Origin of the sequence: Nonomuraea fuscirosea, assembly GCF_035917475.1 — a bacterium.
GTDB classification, from domain to species: Bacteria; Actinomycetota; Actinomycetes; order Streptosporangiales; family Streptosporangiaceae; genus Nonomuraea; species Nonomuraea fuscirosea.
The window spans coordinates 3295158-3317942 of record NZ_CP109074.1 but is presented as its reverse complement, the minus strand read 5'-3'; the positions used below and the strand labels follow the sequence as shown (position 1 = coordinate 3317942).

Below are 22785 nucleotides of genomic sequence, written 5' to 3'. Positions count from 1 at the left end.
GCCGAACCCGGCCCGAGCCCTTCAGCCGGCGACCATCGATGCTTCCGGCAGTTTGGGCGGTTTCAGCCAGCGCACGAGTATTTCAGGCGGCGTGCCTGATACGCGAGCCCACAGCCATGTCAGTCGGGGTGCCTGATAGGCGAGCCCGCAGCTACGTCAGTCGGCGTGCGGATAGGCGAGCCGGCATCGGCCGGCCCGGCAGTCACGCAGGGTCTCGGCCGCGCCGCGCCGGGCCCTGGTCAGCTCGGCGATCCTGGCGTCGATCCGCTCCACCACCGCCTCCAGCCGCCAGCGCTCGCTGTCGCACGTGGCGCCGCCCCGGTCGTGGGCGGAAAGGGCGTCGACGATCTCGTCCAGGGTGAACCCGAGTTCCTGCAGGCTCTTGGCCATCCGGATCCGTTCGACCGCGGCGGCGTCGAAGACGCGGTAGCCCGAGGGCCTGCGCCGTGCGGCGGGCACGATGCCGCGCCGCTCGTAGAAGCGAACCGTGTCCACGCTCACCCCGGCCTCGTGAGCCACCTGCCCGATCTTCACCCGCAACCCCTTGACTCTGGACCTGAGTCCAGACTCTACGGTTCAGATGGCGGCATCGCAAGAGAGCCGGCGACCCCACCAGAAAGGGCCCATCATGGACATCCCACCCGCTTCCACCCCGATCATCTGCGACATGACCACCGCCCCCGACACACCCCAGGAGCGCCTGGACGAATACCGCCACCTGTTCGCCGAGCACCTCATCGGCCGCGAACGCACCACTCAGGGCATCCGCTTCCGCCTGAACGCCGAACCGGGTGTGGCGGCCTGGGCCCGTGACCTGGCCGCCCGGGAGAAGGCCTGCTGCGCCTTCTTCGCCTTCGACGTCACCGTGGAGGGCGACGAGGTGATCTGGGACTGCGCGGTCAGCGACGACGACACCGCCCGCGCCCTCCTGGAGGAGTACTACCTCCTCCCCGACCTCGCCCACCAGAGCCCCGAAGCCTTGGAACACCACCTGGCCGCCAAGGGCCTCCACTTCACCACCGACCCGGCCCACCCACACCGGCACCCGCCGGCCCAGCACCCAGACGGAAGCCCTGATGGTACCTGAATCCGTGAGACCGGCGACGTCTATCAAATTTCGGTACCGGTCGGGTCGAAATGGCCGATCACCGCCTTTTCCACCTCCCCCGCGGCGATGACGGTCCCGGTCCCATCAGCGGCCCGGGCCCCGCTCCACTCCTTGCCGCACGGAAGCGACAACTTCATTCTCTTGTGCTGGTTCGCGTATTTGGCAACGTACTCGTTGCCCTCTTCAAACGACTGGTTCGAACTCAGTACGTGGGGGATCCCGGCTGTGCTGATGTACATCAGCTTGTTGGGCACGTAGAGCCTGACGTTCTTGGCACCCCGCTCGGCGAGCGCCTCGGCCAGCTTGTACGCCTTCTCTCCGATGAAGCACGCCAGGACGTACACGGTCCGTCCGTCGAGTTGGTTGCCGAACTTCCGCACCATCTTGTCGGCGAAGGTCGGGAAGTCCATTCCGCCGATCCACGGCCCGGAGGCGGCTATCCCGGCGTGGGCCAGGACGTAGATCGGTTCGCCCTTCTCCAGCTTCGTCGCGTACGGCGTTCCAGCCTGCTCTCGCGAATACGACACGTCCCGGCTCTTCACGTGCGACTTCACGGCGCGGTTGCCTTCCAGGTGGTTGATATCCGCCTGTACGGTCTCGGGCAGTGTCTCCTTGCCGTCGTACGTGGTGTCCGGCTGCCCCTCGATCACCCAGAGCACAGGGCCCTCCTCTGCCTCGACGGCATGCCGCCCCGTTGACGGCATGCCATCAGTCACGAGGCGAAGGGGCCACGGGTTGATACCGCGATCGGCACCCTTCTCACCGCCTCGGGCCCGAGCAGGCACTGGACCGTGAACTGCGGATGCTGCACAGCAGACTCCGCCCAGCACCCAGGCGGCACTCTCCGCCCGCTCCTGAGATGCTGGTCAGGCCAAGCCCTTCATTGCGCAGGTACAGCCGAATCCTTGCCGGTACGTTAGTGGCCGGCGATGGCGCTGTGACCGGCGGTGAAGGGGTGGCCCGTGGAGGAACGGTCCAAGGGCAAGTGGCGGTTGTACGCCACTCCCGCTGGAGCCGACGTCGTCAGCAAGGAGATCCGCGAGGTCCTGCAGGGCAAGCCGCCTGCCATCGAACTCGGGCATCTGATGTGGCGGATCGAGCATGAGCAGGTGATGGGCCGCGACGTGAGGACGCTGGGCAGAGGTCTCAGCGAAGCTCGCCTCAGCTACAGAGGCGACGAGTACCGCCTGTACTACGCCGTGCTCACGGACGGGGAGCATCTTCTCTTAGGTCTCAAATTCCACAAGAAGGGAAGCCGCGGAGCGCAGGACCGTGCCATCGAGACCGCGAGGGATCGACTGGCAGAGTGGCAGCGCAGAATATAAGGTAAAACCGATAAGTGGAGGTAGGCATGGACCACGACATCGCCGCGCTGCTCGGTATCGACCTGGATGATCCCGATGTCCAGCGGGAGAGCGCAGCCGTCGAGCGCGACATGCGTCTCATCGAGTCCCTCGTGGGCGTGCGCAAGCAACTCGGGCTGACGCAGACCGAGGTGGCGGACCGGATGGGGCGGAGTCAACCCGCGGTGTCCGACTTCGAGCGAGTCGGAGGAGATCCACGCCTGTCCACGGTTCGCCGGTATGCCTTGGCGATCGGTGCGGAGGTCCACCACCTCGTTAGAACGGAAGGCGCCGCCACGTACGGCACCTCGTCGACGTCTGCGAGTGTGGTGATCGAGGGACTGACCGGCCCGGTGGCCCCCTCGCCCACTCGTGGTGCCAACGCGCTGGAGCTGAAGAGGGCTGTCGCCTGATGCAGGGGTTCCTGGTCCTGTCCGATGCCGCGAGTACGGACGCGGCCAGCGGGAAGATCAATCTGCTGGGAGCGGGCTGGTCCGTCACAGGGCCCGCGGTGCCGATGTCGGCCGTGGCCGGGTTCCTGCGGGTCCCGTGGGAGAAGGCGACGCGGAAGATCCGCTTCGCTCTGCGTCTGCTGGACGAGGAAGGGGTACCGGTCCGTCCGTTCACGGACAGCGACGGGCCTTTGGTCTTCAGTGGCGAGATCACTCCCGATCCCGATCACCTGGAGCCGATAGCGACGCGAGTACCGTTCAACCTCAGCTTCGCCATTCCGATCCCGCCACTGCCGCTGGAAACCGGGCGCGTCTATGAGTGGGTGATGGAAGCGGAGGAGACCAGAGTCGCGTCGGTTCACTTCGCCGTACGAGCCGAGCAGCCCATGAACGGGGCGGAGAAGGTGTCAGAGATGAGTTCCTCCGCCCGGTGATGAGCAGGCCACCGTCTCGCCATGCGCCAGGACCGGCACGGCTCCGGTTCCTGATCGTAAGCTGCCATTGGAGCGCCACCTGTCATGACGATCGTTCGCTCACTGATGTTGTTCGCGCTGGCGGCGCTCGCTGAGATCGGGGGTGCGTGGCTGGTCTGGCAGGGGGTGCGGGAGCAGCGCGGGCTGGTGTGGATCGGGGCCGGGGTGGTCGCGCTCGGCCTGTACGGGTTCGTCGCCACGTTGCAGCCGGACGCGAACTTCGGCCGCATCCTGGCCGCCTACGGCGGTGTCTTCGTGGCCGGATCCCTGGCCTGGGGCATGGTCGTGGACGGTTTCCGGCCCGATCGCTGGGACGTCGCCGGGGCGTTGATCTGCCTGGTGGGTGTTCTGGTGATCATGTACGCCCCGCGCGGCTGAGAGCGGCGGCTACCCGGTTGACGGATCGCCTCATCGGCGACCCGTCGACTCCCGTCAGCGGACGCGGCGGCCTGTTTCGGCGCAGGAGTAGCCGCCCAGGGCCTCCACCCCGGCACGGAACTCCGGCTGTTCCAGCAGCTCCCACAGCGGAGCCAGCAGTTCCTCCTCCAGGGTCCCGGTACGCAGCACCAGGTCGTACGGCTCCCGCGCCACCGGCACGAAGTCGAGCCCGAAGGCGCGGGCGGCGGCGAGGATGCCGAGGCCGGCGTCCGCGCGGCCGGCCGCCACGGCCGCGGCCACGGCGAGGTGAGTGTGCTCTTCGCGGGAGTAGCCGGACACCTCGCGCGAGTCGATGCCGAGGCCGGTCAGCTCGTGGTCGAGCAGGGCCCGGGTGCCGGCGCCGCGTTGCCGGTTGACGTAACGCAGGTCGGGTTTGGCGAGGTCCTCGATGCCGGTCAGGCCGAGCGGATTGCCGGGGGCGACGATCAGGCCCTGGTCGCGGTGGACCAGCCGGATCACCGCGACGTCGGCGTCCGTGCCGAGCAGCCGGTCCACGTACGGCAGCGTGTACCGGCCGGTGGCCGGGTCGAGCAGGTGGGAGCCGGCCACGTGGCAGAGGCCGTCGCGCAGGGCCACCAGGCCGCCGAGGGAGCCGACGTTCGACGAGGCCAGGGTGATGAGCGGGTCGGCGGCGCGCAGGGCGGAGGCGGCGAGGTCGAGCACCATGTCGTGCGAGCCGATGGCGACGATGGTCCGGCCGATCTCGGACAGCCCGCGCAGCAGCTCGACCCGGACCTGCTCCCCGGCGTGGTGGCCCTCCACCCCCGAGGGCACGACGAGCAGGCCGTCGGCGCGGACGAGGGAGGTGAGCACGCCGGCGCCCCTGGGCAGCGGGGTGGCCACGAGGCGGTCGCGGACCCGGCCGAGGCGGACGCGGACCCAGTCGTCCATGCCGATGGCCGACGGCAGCTTCCTGGCCAGGTGCGCCGTGGCGGACGGGCGTTCGCGCGGCGCGGCGCCCTCCAGTTCGGCGAGCGCGGGTGCGGCGAAGATGTCGAAGGTGAGCGCCGCCGACACCGGATAGCCGGGGACGCCGATCACCGGCGTCCGCCCGGCCGCGCCGAGGACGACGGGATGGCCGGGGCGCACGGCGACCCCGTGGACGGCGACGACGCCGGCCCCGGCGACGACGCGCGCGGTGTAGTCGTCACGTCCGGCGCTGGAGCCGGCGATGAGCAGGACCAGGTCGGCGTCCTGGGTCGCCTCCATGAGCATCGCGGTGATGGCCTGCGGGTCGTCGGGGACGATCTCCGTGACCCGAGCCTCGCAGCCCGCCTCCCTGGCCTGCGCGGCCAGCATCATCGAGTTGGTGTCGAGGATGTCGCCGGGGGCGAGCTCGGCGCCGACCGGGCGGATCTCGTCGCCGGTCGGCACGATCACCACGCGGGGCGCGCGGCGGACGCCGACCTCGACGATCCCGGCCGCGGCGCAGGCGGCGACGTCGACGGGGCGCAGCCGGTGTCCCTCGGGCAGCAGCAGCTCGCCGGCGCTGATGTCCTCGCCGATGGAACGGACGTGCTGGTACGGAGGTACGGCCGCCCGCAGCTCGGCCTCCCCGTCCGGGGTGCGGTGGACGTGCTCGCGCATGACCACGGCGTCGTACCCCTCGGGCAGCGGGTCCCCGGTGTCGACGACGGCGAAGTCGCCGGCGGCCAGCAGCACCGGCGTGGTGTCGGCCGCGCCGACGGTGTCGGTGGCGCGGACCGCGATGCCGTCCATGGCCGCGGCGTCGAAGGCGGGCGAGGACCGCAGCGCCCACACCGGCTCGGCGGTGACGCGGCCGACGGCGGCCCCGACCAGCATCCTGACCGGATCGACCCGTGCGGGGCAGCCGGCCGCGGCGCGGGCCTCGCGCCAGACGGCGAGCGCCTGTGCCGCGGGCACGTCGGAGACGAAGGGACTTTCAGCGCTCATCTGTACAGGGTGACCTCTACCTCGGTGCCCGCGTCCAGCCCGGTGGCCGGTTCCGGCACGATCACGTAACCGTCGGCGCGGGCCAGCACCGACAGTAGCGCCGACGGGCCGAAGATCGGCTCGGCCACGCCGTCGCGTACGGCGACCTGGACCACGTCGAGGCGGCCAGCCGCCGAGGCGAGGTCGCGGGAGAGCCGGGCGCGGGTGCCCGGCTGCGGCGGCGGGTTCTCGCAGCCGGCGATGCGCCACAGCAGCGGCACGCCCACCTGGCCGAACACCACGAGGGCGGACAGCGGGTTGCCCGGCAGCCCGATGAGCGGCACGCCGGAGCACTCGGCCAGCAGTGTGGGTTTGCCGGGTTTGATGGCGATGCCGTGGCACCAGACGTCGCCGATCGCGGCGACCGCGCCCGCGGTCTCGTCACGCGCGCCGACCGACGAGCCGGCCGAGACGACGACCAGGTCGGACTCGGGCAGCACCGCGGTCAGCCGGTCCTTGAGCGCGCCGGGCTCGTCGGGGACGATGCCGGCGATCCACGGCTCGCCGCCCGCGTCGGCGACCAGCCCGGCCAGCGCGGAGGCGGTGGCGTCGCGCACCTGCCCGGCGGCGAGCCGGGCGGTGCCGGGCGGCACCACCTCGTCGCCGGTGGACAGGATCGCCACCCGGGGGCGGCGGTGCGCGGAGACCTCGCTCACCCCTGCGGCGGCGAGGAAGCCGAGGTCGGGGGCGCGCAGCGGCCGGCCGGCGGGCGCGAGGACGCCGCCGCGCGTGACGTCCTCGTCGGCGCGGACGATGCCGGCGCCGGGCGCGACGGGCCTGGTCACCTCGATCGTGCCGGGCATCGTCTCGGCGGTGTACTCCACCATCACCACCGCGTCGGCGCCGGCCGGGATCACTCCCCCGGTCGGCATCGCGACGCACCCGCCCGGCCGTACGGCCACGTCGGGCTCGGCGCCCATCCGCACCGCGCCGAGCAGGTCCAAATAGGACGGGAGCCCGTCGGAGGCGCCGTAGGTGTCCGCCGCCCCGACCGCGAAGCCGTCCACGGTGGAACGGGCGAAGCCGGGCAGGTCGGCGGGCGACGTGACGTCGGCGACGGGCACCCGGCGCAGCGCCCGCGCCAGCGGGACGCGCTCGGCCGGCGTCCGGCGGGAGGGCCGGAACCCCTCTCGGACCTCGGCGAGGGTCCTGGCGGTGAAGAACTCCTTGCCGCTCAACGGTCCGGCTGCTCCGCCGAGCCGCCGGGACGGGGCTGCGGCCGGGCCGCCGCGCCGCCCTTGTCCAGCCCCAGCACGGACACCACCGGACCCAGCGCCACCTGCCCGAGCCCGCAGATGGACGTCTTGCGCATCGTCTCCTCCAGTTGCAGGATCCGGCCCTTGCGCGCCTCGTCGAGAGTGCCGGACCCGGAGTCCAGCGTCTCCCGCAGCAGCTCGTGCGCCTTGGTGGAGCCGACCCGGCAGGGCACGCACTTGCCGCACGACTCGTTGCGGAAGAAGCGCAGCACGTTGGTCGAGGCGGCCAGCAGGTCGGTGCCCTCGGCCAGCACCACCAGCGCGCCGGAGCCGAGCATGGTGCCGGCCTCGGCGAGGGTGCCGAAGTCGAGTGCCAGGTCCAGCCGGTCGGGGCCGATGAAGTTGGAGGACGCGCCGCCCGGCTGCACGGCCCCGACCTCCGCGCCGCCGAGCACGCCGCCGGCCAGGTCGATCAGGGCGCGCACCGTGGTGCCCATCGGCACGCAGTAGACGCCGGGATGCTCGACGTGCCCGGAGACGGCGAAGAACTTCCAGCCGACGCTGTCGCCCTCGCCCTGCTCGGCCCACCATTCGGCGCCGCGTTGCAGGATCACCGGCACGTCGGCGAAGGTCTCCACCGAGTTGATCAGCGTGGGGCGGCCGTGCAGGCCGTAGTTGCCGGGGAAGGGCGGCTTGTTGCGCGGCTCGCCGCGGTGCCCCTCCATGCATTCCAGCAGCGCGGTCTCCTCGCCGAGGATGTAGCCGCCGGGCGAGACGAAGATGTCGACCTCCAGCCGGCGGCCGCTGCCGCAGGCGTCCGCGCCGATCACGCCCGCCTCGCGCAGCGCCGTGAGCTCCGCGCGCAGCACCCGTTCCTCGGGGCCGTACTCGTGCCTGATGAAGATCCAGCCCTGCTCGGCGCCGGTCACGGCCATGCCGAGCAGGAGTCCTTCGATCACCAGGTGCGGCTGGTCGGTGAGGATCTGGCGGTCCTTGAACGTGCCGGGCTCGGACTCGTCGGCGTTGCAGATCGCGTATTTGACGCCGCCCGGGTCGGTGGCGGCGACCAGGCCCCACTTCCGGCCGGTGGGGAACCCGGCGCCGCCCATGCCGCGCAGCCCCGAGGCCTCCAGCGTGGCGACCACGCTCTCGGCGCTCACCTCGCCGGCCAGCAGCGCGCGCAGGCTGGCGTACCGGGACGCGAGGCCGGACCCGGCCGGGTACGGGTCGTTCGGCCAGGGTTCGGCACGCCCCGTCACACCGGCCTCGTCCAGCTCGGCCTCGCGGGCGGCGGCCACGAGCGCGTCGACGCCGGCGGCCGGCGCCGGGTGCTCGTTGACGGCCACGGCCGGGGCGCTGTCGCAGCGGCCCAGGCAGGAGACCTCGTTGAGCTCGATCTCGGTGTCGTCGCCGTAACGGGCGCGGATCTCGGCGATCCGGTCGTCGGCCGAACGCAGCCAGCACGACAGGTCGTGGCACACGCTGACCTGCACCTTGGCGGGCGCCGTCGTACGGAAGTGCGGATAGAAGGAGATGAGCCCCTGGATCTCGTAGAGCGGCCTGCGCATGGTGCGCGACAGCTCCTCCAGCTCCTCCCTGGGCAGCCAGCCCAGCCGCGCCTGGATGGCGTTGAGCGCCGGGATCAGCGACGGGCCGGGGAACTTGCCGGCCCGCGCCTCGACGCCGGGGACCCGCGGACGTCCCACCTCGAAACTCAGGGTCATTCAGACACTTCCCATGCCGTTCAGAGGTCCGGTACTGAGCGATTCGGCCTCCCGACCGCCCAGCGCCTCGACCTGGATCGCGCAGAACTTGAACTCGGGGATCTTGCCGAAGGGGTCGATCTCGTCGATGGTCAGCAGGTTCGCCGCCGCCTCACGGAAGTGGAACGGGATGAAGCAGTTGCCGGCCTGCTCCCGGTGGGAGACGCGGACCTGCAGTTCGATGGAGCCGCGCCGGGAGCGCACGCGGGCCATCTGCCCGTGCGACAGGCCCCGGTCGGCGGCGTCCTTGGGATGCATGTAGACCTCGGCGATCGGCGAGATCGCGTCGAGCGCGTACGACCGCCGCGTCATCGATCCGGTGTGCCAGTGTTCGAGCAGCCGTCCGGTGTTGAGCACCAGCGGGAACTCCGCGTCGGGCAGTTCCTTGGCCGGCAGCCACTGCGCCGGGACCAGGTGGGCGAGCCCGTCGTCGGTGTTGAACCGCTCGTCGAACAGCACCACGGTGCCGTCGGAGTGGTCGGGGTCGGCGTTGGGGTAGAGCTTTCCGCTCAGCCCCAGGTTGTCGTGGCGCAGGTTCGCGTACGACGGCATCAGCGCCACCATCTCGTCGAACACCTCGCTGGCCGAGGAGTAGGACCAGTCGAGCCCGATCCGCCGGGCGATGTCCTGGATGATCTCCCAGTCGACCCTGGCCTGGCCCGGCGGGTCCATCACCTTGCGGCCGAGCTGCACCCGCCGGTCGGTGTTGGTGTAGCTGCCGTCCTTCTCCAGGTACGACGACGCGGGCAGGATGACGTCGGCGAACTCGGCGGTCTCGGTCAGGAAGATGTCCTGGACCACCAGGAAGTCCAGCTGCGACAGCGCCTTGCGCACCTTGTTGATGTTGGGGTCGGACAGGAACGGGTTCTCCCCCAGCATGTACATGCCCCGGACCCCGCCCGGCTTCAGCACCGAGCCGATGATCTCGGTGACGGTCAGGCCGCGTTCGGGGTCGAGCCGGGTGCCCCACGCCTCCTCGAACCTGCGCCGGGTGCCGTCCCGGTCGACGCCCTGGTAGTCGGGGTAGAACATGGGGATCAGCCCGGCGTCGGAGGCGCCCTGGACGTTGTTCTGCCCGCGCAGCGGGTGCAGCCCGGTGCCCGGCCGGCCCACGTTGCCGGTGATCGAGCAGAGCGCGATCAGGCAGCGGGCGTTGTCGGTGCCGGTGGTGTGCTGGGAGATGCCCATGCCCCAGTAGATGACGCCGGCCTTGGCCTCGCCCCAGACCCGCGCGACCTCGCGGATCAGGTCCGCGTCGACGCCGGTGATCTGCGCGGCGCGCTCGGGCGGGTATTCGTCGACCGTGCGCACCAGGTCCTCGAAGCCGGAGACGCGGGCCCTGATGAAGTCCATGTCGATCAGGCCGAGCCTGATCACCTCGTGCATGATCGCGTTGTAGAACGCCACGTCGGTGCCGGGCTTGACCTGGCAGTGGTAGTCGGCGTGCTCGGACACGGTGCTGGCGCGCGGATCGACGTAGACGATCTTCGTGCCGCGCCGGCGAGCCTGCTTGAAGAAGGAGCTGGCGACGGGGTGGTTCGCCGTCGGGTTGGAGCCGGTGATGATCACGACGTCGGCGTTGGCGACGTCGCCGTACGTGGTCGAGACCGCGCCCGAGCCGACCCCCTCGAACAGCGCCGCCACCGACGAGGCGTGGCAGAGCCGGGTGCAGTGGTCGACGTTGTTGGTGCCGAACCCGGCCCTGATCAGCTTCTGGAAGAGGTAGGCCTCCTCGTTGGAGCACTTCGCCGAGCCGAACCCGGCGATGGCGCCGGCGCCCTGCTCCGCGTGGATCTCCTTCAGCCGCCGGGCGATGAGGTCGAGCGCCTCCTCCCAGGTGGCCTCGCGGAAGTGCGGCAGCACCTCGTCGTAGTCGACCAGGCCGCCGGGCTTGCGCCGGCCGTCCTTGCGGTTCTTGCTCAGCCCCGAGCCGCGTCCGCCGCCGCTGCGGCCGCCTCCGCCGCCGCCCCGCCCCCGGTCGTTGCGACCGTCGCCGCGCACGTCCGCCGACAGCGGGCCCTTCGGGTAGGAGGAATCCACCCTGATCAGCGGCACGGTCAGCCGCTGCGGGGAGGCCGCGTAGTCCCAGCCGTAGCGGCCCTTGACGCACAGCCGGCTCTGCGAGCCCGGCTGGTCGCGGCCCTCGGCGAAGGCGATGGCGCCGCGCTCGCGGTCGACGTAGTAGGTGAGCGCGCAGCCGACGCCGCAGTACGGGCAGACGGTGTCGACCGCGTCCAGTTCCTCGCGGGGCCTGATGGGGACGTCGTTGATCGCCTTGTTGGTCAGGGCGCCGGTGGGGCAGGCCTGCACACACTCGCCGCAGGTCACGCACGAGCTGGCGCCCATGGGGTCGTCGAGGTCGAAGGAGATCGTGGTCGAGTAGCCCTTGCCCGAGCGGCCGATGACGTCGTTGCCCTGGATGTCGTCGCAGGCTCGTACGCACCGGTCGCAGAGGATGCACGCGTCGTGGTCGACCGCGATGACCGGGTTGGAGGTGTCGAGACCGCGGCCGGAGCCGCACGGCAGGCCGGCCGTCTCCTTGGCCACGTCGAACCGGTCGGCCAGGTCGAGCAGCAGGTTGTCGCCGGTGGTCGTCTGCTTCGGGTCTTCCTCGCGCGGCGGCTGGTCGGACAGCAGCAGCTCGGTCAGCGTGGCGCGGTTGCGTTCCAGCTCGGGGGTGCTGGTCCTGACCTCCATGCCGTCCTCGCAGGGGCGCACGCACGCGGCGGCGAAGGCCCGCCCGCCCGTGTCCACCACGCACATGCGGCACACCCCGACCGGGTCGTAACGCTCGTTGTGGCACAGCACCGGGATGTCGATGTCCACCGACTTCGCGGCGTCGTAGATGGTGGTGCCCTCGGGCACGCTCACCTCGCGGCCGTCGATCTCGACGGTCACGGTCCGTATGGCGGTCGCCGGCTCCTCGATCGTCGTCATCTCAACCTCATCTTGAGAGCACCGCAATTCGGCATACTGAATACGGCATACACTATGTCAGGCAATGTACCCCTTCGGGTGGCCGATCTTCTACCCTCATCTGGTCCGTTCCACGACACGGCGGCTCATCTACCCGTCGAGCAGGAGTTCCGCGAGGTCGGCCGGGGCGACGCGCCCCTCGGCGTCGAGGCCGCGGGCGGCGTAGTAACCGGCGACCATCGAGCGCAGGCGGCCCTCGTCGAGCGCCGCCAGGCGTCCTGAGCCGAGCTCCAGCGGCGTCTCCAGCATCCGCGCCGGCAGCGTGTCGTCGGCCGCGGTGGCGCCCTCGCGCTGGTTGAACGCGCGCTTGGCCCGGACGATCCGCCGGGCGGTCTCGCGCAGCTCGGCGGCGTCGACCGGCCAGCCGGTGACCAGGGCGAGCAGCCCGGCCCACTCCGTGAAGGGGTCGTCGAAGACGCCGCGCAGGAACTTGCACAGGATCATCGAGTCCATGACGGCGGCGCGGTCCTCGGTGCCGACCGCGGCGGCGACGTGGGCCGCACCGCCGGACAGCCGGTCGAGCTCGCCCGACAGGTCGGCCTCGTAGGCTCCCGACCGGTTGTGGTCGGCTCCCCTGGCGTTCACCGCGAGGCCGAGCGCCATCGCCTGGAGGCTGCGCGGCTCGTATCCGGGCAGTTCCAGCCCCTTGACCTGGGGCGCGAAGTCGATCGACGAGCCGCCGACCACGACGGCGGCCCGGCGAGAGCCCTGCGCCAGCAGCTCGCCCAGGCCCGGCGACCGCTCCCCGATCGCGTCCAGGGCGCGGATCAGGGCCGAGCCGTCGCCGAAGCGCAGCCACGGCTCGTCGAGCAGGCCGCGCTCGACGCACTCCATGGCCCAGGCGATCGTGCCGCCCGCCGAGATCGTGTCGATGCCCAGCTCGTCGCAGCGGGCGCTGGCGGCGAACACCTCGTCGGGGTCGGACACGCCGCACAGCGGGCCGAGCGCGAAGACGTTCTCGTACTCCATCCGCTGCTGGCCGCCGCCCTTGCGCGAGTAGATGTGCTCGCAGCCGATGGAGCAGGACGCGCAGCTGTTGCGGGCCACGCCGCGCAGCTCGTGCAGCTCCTCGGCGGCCAGGCGGGGTGCGCCCTCGAAGGTGGCCGCGGTGAAGTTGCGCGTGGGCAGGGTGCTGACGGCGTTGAAGGCCAGCAGGTTGGCCAGCGTGCCCAGCTCGCGGTATTTCGCGGTGGCCGGGCCGAAGCTGCGCTCGCGCAGGTCGCGGGCGGCGGCCAGGACTCCCGCCGGGTCGGCCACCGACACCTTGGCGGCGGCTCTGACCAGCACCGCCTTGATGTTCTTCGCGCCCATCACCGCGCCGAGGCCGCCTCTGCCCGCGTGCCGGCCGTCATGGCTGATGGTGGCGTAGCGCACCTGCCGCTCCCCCGCCGGGCCGATGGCCGCGCTGCGCCAGTTGCGGCCGAAACGCTCTCTCGCCGCGGTCTCGGCCTGCGCCGCGGTCAGCCCGGCGAGCTCGGGCGCCGGCTCCAGCCGTACGTCGCCGCCGTCGATCAGCAGCACCGACAGCTCGTCGGCCCGGCCGCGGATCACGATCGCGTCATGCCCGGTCAGCTTGCCGGCGATGGCGAACCGGCTGGAGGCCAGGGCGTCGGTCAGCAGCCCCGTCAGCGGCGACTTGGCCACGACCGCGAACTTCGCGCTGGTCGTCAGCGGGGTGCCGACCAGCGAGGAGAAGACGAAGGCCAGCGGCGCCTCGGGAGCCAGCGGATCGACGCCGGGTGGCGCCAGGCGGTGCAGCAGCCACGTGCCCAGGCCCACACCGCCCAGGTAGGAGCGCAGCACCGGCTCGTCCAGCGCGATGGGGGCACCGCTCGCGTCGCGGCCGGCGACGTCCACGAGCAGCGCTTGGCCGAAGAACCCGCCAGGTGCCATGTCCCGACTCTACGACGCGCCACGAGGAGACGATCCCCTGGCCCACCCTCCCGGGGCTGCTCGCCCTGTCAGCCGCCGGCGTCGGCGGACAGGAAGGAGACCGTGTCGCCGGCCACGAGTGGCAGGGCGCCGTCCCTGGTGACCTGGTCGCCGTTGAGCGCGGCGACCACGTGGCGGTCCAGGGTCAGTCCGGCCGCGGTCGCGGCGGCGCCGAGGGTGGCGGCCGGGACGGTGCGCGGCCGGTGGCTCCCGTTCCTGGCCAGCGCGCCGAAGCACTCCACCGTGACCTCGGCCGGCGGCCGTTCCCTGGCCGCCGCGTAGTCCTCGGGGGAGTTGACGTTCACCACGGACTCGAGCTCAGGGTCGTGCCGCGCGAGCCCGCTGTCGGCCAGCAGCTCGCCGTCGTTCAGCTGGACCGCCTCGCAGTGCTTGAAAAGCATGCCCGGCCGCAGGTCCCCCGCCGCCAGCAGCTCCGTGACCAGTCCGGCCAGAGCGGTCCGGTAGCCGGCGGCCAGCGGCTGCCGGAACCCGCGGGCGACCGGCAGCGCGACGTCCGCTCCCCCGTCCATGGCGCGCAGGACCCGGCGGACGAAGGCCGGATGCAGGAAGGGCAGGTCGGTGGAGCACACGAACGCCACCTCGGCCCGATCCGCCACCGCCGCCAGCCCCACGGCCAGCCCCTGCATGGGCCCCAGCCCCTCCACGGGGTCCTCGACGACCGTCACTCCCGGCGGCAACGGCGGCAGCTCCTGCCCGGGTGCGGCCACCACGACGACCGGGCCGTCGACCGCCCTGCCGACCACCGCGGCGGCCCGGTACAGCAACGTCGAACCATGCCATTCCAGCCACGCCTTCGGCCGCCCCATCCGCGAGGAGCGCCCGCCCGCGAGCACGACACCGGCAGCAGTCTGCATGCCCGCATGCTAGGCCACACCACGCGGCACACCGGCCGGGCCCCGGCATTCAGCTGGCCGGCCGGGCCCCGGTGCTCAGCCGGGCCTGACGCGCAGCCGGCCCGCCGGACGCGGCGCTCAGCGGGGGCGTTGCCCGGCCTTCTGGACGACGGCGGCCTCGACCAGCGCGTTCCAGTCGCGGATCTCCCCCTTCCGCCACTCGCCGAACGCCGGCTCCCGGTGGTCCCTGACCACGATGGTGCGGTAGCCCAGGTACGCGTACGTCTCCGAATCGATGAAGATCTCGTCGCGCAGGTATCCGTCCAGGACGTGGTAAAGGGTGACGCCGCGCCGCTTGAGCAGGTCCGACGCCGTGTCCTCGTACCGCACGCCGGGGATCGCGGCGAGGGCGCCGTACATGGCGGCGCGCAGCCTGGGCGGCAGCGCGGCGTCCCTCATCCCCATCGCGATCAGCTGGAACGCCCACCTGTCGCGCTCCACGCGGGTGAGAGCGGGCGCCGACTCCGCGGCGATCCGCCTGGCCTCTTCCCGGCTCTTCCCCGTGGCCTGCGCCCGCTGCCGGGCGCGTTCCCGCAACGACGCGCGGTTCCTGGCGTCCTCCTCGTCGACCGTCGCGTAGACGCGGGCCAGCAGCTGACCGGCGTCGGTCGGCAGGGCGAGCAGGTAGCGGTACGTCACCTCGAACTCCGACCCCTTGTGCACCTTGAGACGGCCCTGCTCGATGGTGGCGAACGCCCTGTCGTCGAAGCGCCGCCACTGCTCGTGGGTGCCGGTCTGCTCAGGACGGCCGCGCAGCCACTCCCCGGCGTCCGTACGGGTCACGGCGCTCACGCTCTTCACATAACCCCACTGCGTGGGTGAGAGCGCCCATCCGGCTTCGGCGCCGGCCAGCAGGGCCGCGTTGTCCGCCACGTCCTGCGCGTCGGCGACCGGCCGCAGCCGCAGCTCGGCGGTGGCGGACGGCCGGGCCGGGGAGGGCCGCGGATCCACGCCCGCGCCGGGGGCGACCGTCGCGGCCACGGCCACGACGGCGGCGGCCGCTCCGGCCAGGCTCAGCCCCCACATCGGCCGGATCCGGCGGGCCCGGCGGCTCCGGCCGTCGCGCATGTGCGCGTCCAGGCGGGCGCGGGCCGCGTCGACGGTCGCCTGAGCGGGTTCCGGCTGGGCGTCGTGGTGGCGGCGCAGCTCTCGCAGTTCTTCCATGGTTCAGGCCTCCTTCGCCACGTGACCCAGCGTCCTGCGGAGCTTGGCTCTGGCCCGGTTCACCCGCGAGCCGACGGTGCCGATCGGGACGCCCAGGGCGAAGGCCGCCTCCGCGTAGCTGAGATCGGCGCAGGCCACGAGCATCAGCGCGTCGCGGTCCCGCTGGGACAGCGCTTTCAGGCCGCGGGCCAGCCGTGGGCGGAGCAGCTCGGCGGAGACGCGGTCCGTGACCTGTTCGGCGTGGCCCTCGACGTCGTCGCGGCCGGCCGCGCGGCCGAGCGCCCGGTAGTGGCGCAGCTCGTCGCGGCGGTGGCGGGCGATGAGGTTGGTGGCGATGCCGTACAACCAGGCTTTGGCCCGCGCGTGGGTCAGATCGTAGCGGGCGCGCCGGTCGAAGCCGATCAGGAACGTCTCCGCCGCCACGTCGTCGGCGGCCGCGGGCCCGAGGCGGGCGGCGGCGTAGCGGTGGATGGCGGTGAAGTACCGGTCGAAGATCACCGCGAACCACTCGGGCTCGTCGCGCGACTTGGCGATGACCGACGCGTCGTCCGTCTCCGCCGCCACCGGCCTCGGCGGATGGGGGTAAGGGTCATGCATCCGGCGCCTTTCTCGAAGGAGGGTCGGCGCTTATTGCCCGATGCGGGCCTTCTTGTTCGCGGTTTGTTCACCGCCGGCCTCCTGCGACCCCCGGACAACGCCCGCCAGGCCCTGGTCACGGAGCACCTCGTGGGTACGGTTGAAGCGCACCTGTGCGTCAGGGGCACCTTGCGTGACCTCCCATAGCGCTCCGTTGAAATCGGGGTGCCGGTGCAGAAGCGCGGCCAGGCCCGGCTCAGCGACGACCAGCACACCTACAACAAGGTGCTGCGGGGCCTGCGCGGCGTTGGCGAACGTGCGAACGCCCTGCTCACCGTCACCTTCAAGGCCCTGCGCCGAGTCGGCCTCGATCCCTGGCGCATCGGGCAGATGGTCCGAGCCGCACTCGTGCTGCTGCACCGGGAGCACGAGTGGACCATATCGGCATCACACAACGCGATCTTCGGTTACTGAGAACGACTCAGTGGATCGTAATCATCCCGCAGAACGATGCGTACCTCCTGGACTTTCCTCATCTGCTCGTCTGGTCATGCAGACGTCACCGAGCCCGTAGTAAAGCTCGCCGGTGATGTGGGCTTGCTCCAGGAACTCAACGTAGGCCTTGCGACGGGCCACACGAATCTGACCATGATGCTGGCTTGGCCGACCCTTCGGCCTGGATTCGTGCTGCGCGGGCGTTGCTCGGCCTTGCGACCCATTCGCCGGACGACCGGCCCGCTCCTCCGACGGCAAAGGGGCCACCCGTACTGGAAGGGCACAAGGCTCAAGAAACGGAAGCCTCTCGGCAGCCCAAGAGTCCAGCAATACAAGAGCAGCAACCCTTAGACGGTTCACGTGACGCCCGGGTTCTATTCGCACTCTGGTCGACCTGCTGGAGCTGGACCTCGCCTATGTCCCCGACGACGCCCAGATTCCGGCATCCGCCGCGCTCATCGAGCACATCCTCACCTAGTCACGCCGCCGGCTCCCGAGAATCCGGGGCATCTTTCCATCCGGCAGCCCGACCAGTTCTATCACCGCCAAAAGCGATGTGGGTGCGGCCCGGCAGTAGTTCGCTCTCAACCAGGAGCAGGACTGCAGTCATGTCGATCCCTCGCACGTTGATCACGGATCTCGTGCAGGCCATCACCCACATAACACGCTTTTGCCGGGCAACTCAGAGGCGTGACGCCTTGACCCTGTTCTCGAAGATCATGAGGTTAATAGAGTGACCCGCTTCGGGTTCACCGCGCAGCGGTTCTCCTGGGTCGTCCCACCCCTTGTTCGAGGCTCGCACGAAGTTGCCCTGCCCGGGAACGTGACGCTGCCAGATGTACCAGAGGACGTCCTCGTTGGCCGCGTTCACGATCAGGAGGGCATGCCCGAGCAACTGAGGCTGGCTTGTGGCCCATGGCACCCAGCAGTTGCCGACGTTGATCGAACTCTCTGCCGGGATAAAGCGATTGTTGCCGGAGTTCTCCAGGTTGACGAAGAGTACGTCTGCGTCCAAGACGTTGAACACGTTCTGGACTCCCGTAATCGTCATACAGACCCTCCCTTTTCTGGTTGGATGAGTAATGATCTCGGCGTCCTTACCGTAGGACACGACACCAATCTTTCGATACTGAGGAAAATGAGTATTGACATGCCGCTCGTATGATGCTTGGAGTGATTGAAGAGGGAGGGAGAGGAGGCCGAAGATCATGGCTAGACTTTCGGCTGGGGACTATCGAAGCCTATTGGAACTGGCGACCATTGCCCTTGAAAGAGTCGGCCCGGATTTCCCAGAGACTACGGTGAGCGCTCGACTTCGAGAGCTGTTCGATGTCGATGTCGTGGGCTCTGGGACCATCGATCTGGTGCACGCCAGAAGTCGGCGATGGGGCACCAGTCCAGCTGCGGTCTCGCTGGGACATGGACGGAGCTTTCACGAGATCGCCGTCCACCACCCATTGACCCTCGCTTATCGTGACGCCCAGCAAGCGGTACCCCTGCGACTCAGCGACGTCACCGACTCGACACCCGACCAAGGCTCTCTCCACCAGCGTTGGCTTGGGGCTGGCGTGCCTCGCATTCTCACGATTCCGCTGGTCGTCACGGCAGACCGCATCACTGCTCTCGCGCTCATGCGCACCGGTCCGGACTTCGACAGCCGACATATGCGCATGGCCAAGCAACTACAATCCGTTCTTGCCGGAATCTGCGCCCTACGATCGGGCGGAGACCTCGGCGACCGAGAAACACCAGTTCATTTCACGGGTTGCCTGGACGAGGCCTCCGGCATCCGGCTCACTGATAGAGAGAGTGCCGTACTCGATCTTTTGGGCACTGGTTTGATCGCTACGGCAATAGGTCGTCGCCTTGACATATCACGTAGCACGGTGGAAAAACACATCCAGCACATCTATGAGAAGCTCAACACCAACGACCGCATCAGCACCGTCCTGAAAGCTCAGGCACTGGGGTTGATCGCCTCAACCGGATCTGATGCGGGCCAATCAGTTTGTCGCGGTCCTTCACCCAAGGTGGGAACCCGCCTTCTGCATGGCCAGGGCTGATGCATTCTCAGGGTGATGGGACGCGCGGCGCGTTGAGGCCGGGCGGTTGAGGGCACTCCGGGGTAAAGATGGCAAACGCGACCCCTGATGATCGTTGGGTGTCTACGCCAGTCGATCAAGAAAAGGGGGCGCGTTCGTCTGCCATCATGCCTGATCGACGTGCTCGCCCGCATCTTGGAGCACGTCACCGTCGCCGACCCACTGGGGGACCTGCCCAATCTGCTGACCCTGGCCCAGGTCTTGGATGCCATCCCCGACCCGCGCCACCGTCGCGGACACCGCTACCGACTCGGCCCACTGCCGGCGTCATCCCTGCTCGCCGTTCTCAGCGGAGCGACCTTCCTCGCAAAGATCACCCGGTTCATCTCCTGCATGGCCCCGAGCTACCCGACCAAGCCGATCCGCCCAGCCCGCCGCGAGATTCGCCACATGAAGATCTCCGCCGTCCGCCCCAACCTGTCCTTTCCCCACGCCGCCCAGGCCATCCGGGTCACACGCCGCTGCATCGACCACCGCACCGGCAAGACCACCATCATGGCGATCTACCGCCATCACCAGCCTTCCACCAGGCCGGATCACCCACACTCAACTCGCCGCCCTAATCCAAGGGCGCTGGAGCATCGAAGCCCTGCACCACATCCGCGACGTCACCCACCCTAAGAGGCCTCCCGCGTCCGCACCCCGCATCATGACCAGCCTCCGCAACTTGGCCATCGGCCTGGCGCGCATAATCGGCTGGACCAGCATCGCCGCCGTCACCGACCACCGCAGCCATCCCACCGACGGCCTTCAACTACTCGGTCTCACGACACGAGAACGCTTCAACCCTAGGCCGGCTGTGAGGCCCGGCGGGCGCTGTCCGCATTGGGGGTCGCTCAGCCCCATGCGGGGTCTTGCGCCAGCTTCTCCGCGATCCGGTCGTGGAAGCTCTTGCGCTCCAGGGCCCGCTCGATGTCGGTGACGACGCGCGACAGCGGATAGGGGATCTCGCTCTCGATCTCGGCGACGGCGGCCTCGGTGGCCCGCCACTCGGCCGCCAGGCGGTCCACGACGGCGCGGGACTGGTCGGTCAGCATCACCTTCTTGCTGCGCGCGTCCTCGCCCTCGACGGTGTGGACCCAGCCCGCGTCACGCATGGCGGCCACCTTCTGGCTGAGCGCCGAATGGGTCCGGCCGACCGATTCGGCCAGCTCGGTGATGGTCATCGGGCCTCGGGCGTGCAGCCGGAGCAGCTCCATGACGAAGCTCGGCTTGAGGCCCGTGATGCGTTCGCCGGTGTAGATCCGGGCGATGTCGGCGTCCATGGACGCCTGCAACTGGCGCAGCGGCCGCCAGAGGCTCTCCTCGGTGGGATCTTGCACGTGGGGATCGGTCATGGTTACATTGTATCAGTACTTATATAAGTACTGATACACAAACTTTTCCGCACCGGACGCGCTCCCACTCGTCGCCTTTCCACGAAATTTCCCAATAAAGTCGCCGGGGAAAATAAAGCCGTTGCCCGGCCGGGTTTCGCGCGATCAGAATATCGACGTGGTAAGCGAGCTTTCCGGATTCGGAGCCGGTGACGGGCGGGTCGCCGGCGCGCTGTGTGCCGCCGTCGGGCAGGCCGGCGGGCCAGTCGCGGCGGGGGCGGCCCTGTCCCAGATCATCGGACGATGCGTGCCGCACGACGCGCTGCGCCTGGTCGGCCTCAACCCGGCGGCCGGGATCGGCCTGGGCGCCTTCAGCTTCTGGCACGACTACCATCCCGCGCTGATCAGCGCCCTGGTGCTCAACAACTATCTGCGCGGCGATCCCTGCCCGACGTCCCTGCTCGCCCGGCGCGCCGAGCCGACGGCGGTGGTGGGGGCCGGAGGTCACGGGGACGCAGGCATGCGCGAGCTGCTGGCGTCCCATGGAGTGAGCGGCGAGCTCCGGCTGCTGATCAGGGACCGGCACGGGCCGTGGGGCCTGCTGGGCCTGCTGCGCGCCGAAGGCGCCAGGCCGTTCGGGCCGGAGGAGTGCCGGCGGGTGCGGCAACTCGTCCCCGCGCTGCTGACGGCGCTGCGCCGCTACGTCACGGCGGGGCCGCTGACCGCCACCGCTCCCGCACTCCCGACCGGCGTCATCGTGGTCGGCCCCGACCACACCGTCAGATCGGTCTCGCCCCAGGCACGAGCCTGGATGCGGCTGATGTGGCCGGGCACGGGCAACGGGGTGCCCGACTGGATCGCCGACCCCTTCTGGGTCGGACTGTCCCTGCACGCGCGGGCCCACGCCCGCGACAGCCGGGCCTGGCAGCCGGTGCTCTGCACGCCCGCCGCCAACTTCGGGCGCTCGATCCTCGTTCACGGCCAGCCGCTGGACGAGGGCGATGACGGCGACGTCGCCATCCTCATCCAGGCGGCCAGCGGCAGCCTGCTGCTGCCGTCGTTCTGCGACTGGTACGGCATCACCCCGCGCGAACGCCGCATCCTCGAACACCTCTACGACGGAGCCGCCCCGAAGCAGATCGCCCGAGCCCTCGACGTGTCCGCCCACACCGTCAACGACCACCTGAAGTCGGTGTACGGCAAGACCCGCGCCCAGGGCCGGGACGAGCTCATCGCGGCCATCTCCGGCTGAGCGCCGCCCGCACGCGACGACCCTCAGCCGGCGGCCCTCACCCGACTCCCCTCAGGCGACGACCTTCACGCGACGACCCTCAGCGGGCGGCTCTCAGGTGGCGAACCCCGGACGGCGAGCCCAGACGGCGACCTTCAGGCGACGGCCCTCAGGCGACGATCGAGACGACCCGGCCGATCGCCTGGCCGGCCGCGACCAGCTTGATGATGTCGTCGAGGAAGGGCGTGAAGTCGGCGTTCACCCTGGCCTCCCAGTGCCAGGACCAGCTCCGGTACAGGTCCGCCCAGTACGTCTGCATGAAGGTGTTGATCTCGGACTTGCCCCAGTCGTCGTCCCGCGAGCCGGACTCGAAGGTGCCGTGCACCCGGCCCGTGTGCCCGAAGGTGTAGATGTTGCCCACGGCGTCCTTGACCACCCAGACGAACGCGGTGTCGTAGCTGATCGCGCCGGACACGTGGAAGTGCCCGCTGAAGTTGATCGACCCCGTGTCGCTCAGGCCCAGGTTGGCCCACCCGCCTACGGCCACGCCGTCCTTGAAGCCGATGCTGGCGTTCCAGGGCCCGAGCTGCTGACTGTCCATGGCCGCCGGCAGCCCGATCCCGGACGCGCTCGCCACCCGCCGGCCGAGCCCGCCCTCGGCGGGCGGCTCCGGCATGTGCAGCGAGGCGCCGACGGACGCGCGCACGTGCGGCGCGGTGTCCCATTCGCGGAGGGTGGCGGCGAGCCCGTTCGCCTCTTCGGCGGTGAATTCTGACATTTCCTGTTCCGTCCTTTCGTGCCATTCTCGTTCCCTGCCCTTCCAAGAATGGGAAATCGGGCGGGCGAGAGACATCCCCAGTTTTCGGGATTGCCCGTGGGAGACGGCGTCGGGCCGCACGTGCGCATTTTCCCCACGGTGCTGGGTAACGCCGGACGCATGGCATACACACCCGATCAGGAGCACCGCCGCCCGGACGGCGCCGACGACCGTGCCGTACGGGCCGCCGGCATGTTGTCGGAGGCGCTGGAGACGGTCGAGCGCGCACGGGGGCACCTCTACTCCTTCCACCAGCTCACCGGCTCCGCCCACGCCACCGCCGATGAGGTCGTCCAGCTGCTGCGCGAGGCCGGACACGACGACCTGGCCCAGCGCCTGGCCGCCGACCTGGTCGGCCGGGACGTGCTGGCCGGACGCTGGACGTTCCAGATCGTCGAGGAGTACGACGACGGCTACTACACGACGTTCCGCGACCTCGAACGCCAGGTGCGCGACCGGCTCATGGGCGGGCGCCGGCACGTGTACGAGGCGGAGCTCAAGCAGCGCTCCCAGGAGGCCGGGGAGGCGTAGCGCGG

The 22785-nt window shown here is 70.3% G+C and carries 23 protein-coding genes; 10 read left to right on the top strand and 13 right to left on the bottom strand.

Annotated features, from left to right (window positions below; translation table 11 throughout):
* Positions 1-156: 156 nt before the first annotated feature.
* Positions 157-534, bottom strand: coding sequence for a MerR family transcriptional regulator (locus OIE67_RS14970; RefSeq protein WP_326640620.1), 378 nt, complete (start codon positions 532-534; stop codon positions 157-159).
* 94 nt (positions 535-628) lie between these two features.
* Between OIE67_RS14970 and OIE67_RS14965 the strand changes: the two genes are divergently transcribed.
* Positions 629-1087 (top strand): hypothetical protein, encoded by a 459-nt coding sequence (locus OIE67_RS14965; RefSeq protein ID WP_326640618.1) that lies wholly within the window; start codon positions 629-631, stop codon positions 1085-1087.
* Positions 1088-1110: 23 nt separating this feature from the next.
* Here OIE67_RS14965 and OIE67_RS14960 read toward each other — a convergent pair whose 3' ends face one another.
* Positions 1111-1767, bottom strand: a complete 657-nt coding sequence (locus OIE67_RS14960; protein ID WP_326640616.1) for a hypothetical protein — start codon at positions 1765-1767, stop codon at positions 1111-1113.
* Positions 1768-2070: 303 nt separating this feature from the next.
* On the opposite strand from OIE67_RS14960, the gene OIE67_RS14955 reads away from it, so the two are divergent.
* The 4 genes from OIE67_RS14955 to OIE67_RS14940 all read left to right on the top strand — a co-directional run bounded on the left by OIE67_RS14955 (position 2071) and on the right by OIE67_RS14940 (position 3754).
* Positions 2071-2433 (top strand): hypothetical protein, encoded by a 363-nt coding sequence (locus OIE67_RS14955; RefSeq protein ID WP_326640614.1) that lies wholly within the window; start codon positions 2071-2073, stop codon positions 2431-2433.
* 26 nt (positions 2434-2459) lie between these two features.
* Complete coding sequence (locus OIE67_RS14950) at positions 2460-2864, top strand: helix-turn-helix domain-containing protein (RefSeq protein ID WP_326640612.1); 405 nt, start codon at positions 2460-2462, stop codon at positions 2862-2864.
* Positions 2864-3337 carry a DUF6941 family protein gene (locus OIE67_RS14945; protein ID WP_326640610.1) on the top strand — a complete coding sequence of 158 codons (474 nt, stop codon included), beginning with the start codon at positions 2864-2866 and terminating at the stop codon, positions 3335-3337. Before OIE67_RS14950 ends, OIE67_RS14945 begins: the two co-directional genes overlap by 1 nt.
* An 84-nt stretch (positions 3338-3421) precedes the next feature.
* Complete coding sequence (locus tag OIE67_RS14940; protein ID WP_326640608.1) at positions 3422-3754, top strand: YnfA family protein; 333 nt, start codon at positions 3422-3424, stop codon at positions 3752-3754.
* 54 nt (positions 3755-3808) lie between these two features.
* On the opposite strand, the gene OIE67_RS14935 is transcribed toward OIE67_RS14940, so the two are convergent.
* The 8 genes from OIE67_RS14935 to OIE67_RS14900 form a co-directional block, all read right to left on the bottom strand.
* Positions 3809-5728 (bottom strand): molybdopterin biosynthesis protein, encoded by a 1920-nt coding sequence (locus tag OIE67_RS14935; RefSeq protein ID WP_326640606.1) that lies wholly within the window; start codon positions 5726-5728, stop codon positions 3809-3811.
* Complete coding sequence (locus tag OIE67_RS14930) at positions 5725-6945, bottom strand: molybdopterin molybdotransferase MoeA (RefSeq protein WP_326640604.1); 1221 nt, start codon at positions 6943-6945, stop codon at positions 5725-5727. The genes OIE67_RS14935 and OIE67_RS14930 overlap by 4 nt, the downstream gene beginning before the upstream one ends.
* Positions 6942-8687 (bottom strand): NAD(P)H-dependent oxidoreductase subunit E, encoded by a 1746-nt coding sequence (locus tag OIE67_RS14925; protein ID WP_326640602.1) that lies wholly within the window; start codon positions 8685-8687, stop codon positions 6942-6944. Before OIE67_RS14925 ends, OIE67_RS14930 begins: the two co-directional genes overlap by 4 nt.
* Positions 8688-11663: a formate dehydrogenase subunit alpha gene (gene fdhF, locus OIE67_RS14920; protein WP_326640600.1), complete on the bottom strand. Its 2976-nt coding sequence runs from the start codon at positions 11661-11663 to the stop codon at positions 8688-8690.
* 129 nt (positions 11664-11792) lie between these two features.
* Complete coding sequence (locus tag OIE67_RS14915; RefSeq protein WP_326640597.1) at positions 11793-13595, bottom strand: aldehyde ferredoxin oxidoreductase family protein; 1803 nt, start codon at positions 13593-13595, stop codon at positions 11793-11795.
* A gap of 68 nt (positions 13596-13663) precedes the next feature.
* Positions 13664-14509, bottom strand: a complete 846-nt coding sequence (mobA, locus tag OIE67_RS14910; protein WP_326640596.1) for a molybdenum cofactor guanylyltransferase — start codon at positions 14507-14509, stop codon at positions 13664-13666.
* 117 nt (positions 14510-14626) lie between these two features.
* Positions 14627-15712, bottom strand: coding sequence for a hypothetical protein (locus OIE67_RS14905; RefSeq protein WP_326640594.1), 1086 nt, complete (start codon positions 15710-15712; stop codon positions 14627-14629).
* 3 nt (positions 15713-15715) lie between these two features.
* Entirely contained in the window at positions 15716-16309 is a 594-nt protein-coding gene (locus OIE67_RS14900) for an RNA polymerase sigma factor (protein WP_326640591.1), read from the bottom strand.
* 204 nt (positions 16310-16513) lie between these two features.
* Here OIE67_RS14900 and OIE67_RS14895 point away from each other — a divergent pair, with 204 nt between their 5' ends.
* On the top strand, positions 16514-16762 hold the full coding sequence (locus tag OIE67_RS14895; RefSeq protein WP_407674846.1) for a transposase family protein: 249 nt from the start codon (positions 16514-16516) through the stop codon (positions 16760-16762).
* Positions 16763-17465: 703 nt separating this feature from the next.
* On the opposite strand, the gene OIE67_RS14890 is transcribed toward OIE67_RS14895, so the two are convergent.
* Entirely contained in the window at positions 17466-17993 is a 528-nt protein-coding gene (locus OIE67_RS14890; RefSeq protein ID WP_326640589.1) for a hypothetical protein, read from the bottom strand.
* Positions 17994-18027: 34 nt separating this feature from the next.
* Between OIE67_RS14890 and OIE67_RS14885 the strand changes: the two genes are divergently transcribed.
* Together OIE67_RS14885 and OIE67_RS14880 are read left to right on the top strand one after the other, a co-directional pair.
* Positions 18028-18846: a helix-turn-helix transcriptional regulator gene (locus tag OIE67_RS14885; RefSeq protein ID WP_326640588.1), complete on the top strand. Its 819-nt coding sequence runs from the start codon at positions 18028-18030 to the stop codon at positions 18844-18846.
* 159 nt (positions 18847-19005) lie between these two features.
* Positions 19006-19506, top strand: coding sequence for a hypothetical protein (locus tag OIE67_RS14880; RefSeq protein WP_326640586.1), 501 nt, complete (start codon positions 19006-19008; stop codon positions 19504-19506).
* A gap of 215 nt (positions 19507-19721) precedes the next feature.
* On the opposite strand, the gene OIE67_RS14875 is transcribed toward OIE67_RS14880, so the two are convergent.
* Positions 19722-20222 (bottom strand): MarR family winged helix-turn-helix transcriptional regulator, encoded by a 501-nt coding sequence (locus OIE67_RS14875; RefSeq protein WP_326640584.1) that lies wholly within the window; start codon positions 20220-20222, stop codon positions 19722-19724.
* Between the two features lie 157 nt (positions 20223-20379).
* On the opposite strand from OIE67_RS14875, the gene OIE67_RS14870 reads away from it, so the two are divergent.
* Positions 20380-21453, top strand: coding sequence for a helix-turn-helix transcriptional regulator (locus OIE67_RS14870; RefSeq protein WP_326640583.1), 1074 nt, complete (start codon positions 20380-20382; stop codon positions 21451-21453).
* 148 nt (positions 21454-21601) lie between these two features.
* Here OIE67_RS14870 and OIE67_RS14865 read toward each other — a convergent pair whose 3' ends face one another.
* The gene (locus OIE67_RS14865) at positions 21602-22210 is read right to left on the bottom strand and encodes a hypothetical protein (protein WP_326640581.1); all 609 of its coding nucleotides are present in this window, start codon (positions 22208-22210) and stop codon (positions 21602-21604) included.
* 159 nt (positions 22211-22369) lie between these two features.
* Between OIE67_RS14865 and OIE67_RS14860 the strand changes: the two genes are divergently transcribed.
* Positions 22370-22780 carry a hypothetical protein gene (locus OIE67_RS14860; RefSeq protein ID WP_326640579.1) on the top strand — a complete coding sequence of 137 codons (411 nt, stop codon included), beginning with the start codon at positions 22370-22372 and terminating at the stop codon, positions 22778-22780.
* Positions 22781-22785: the final 5 nt, after the last annotated feature.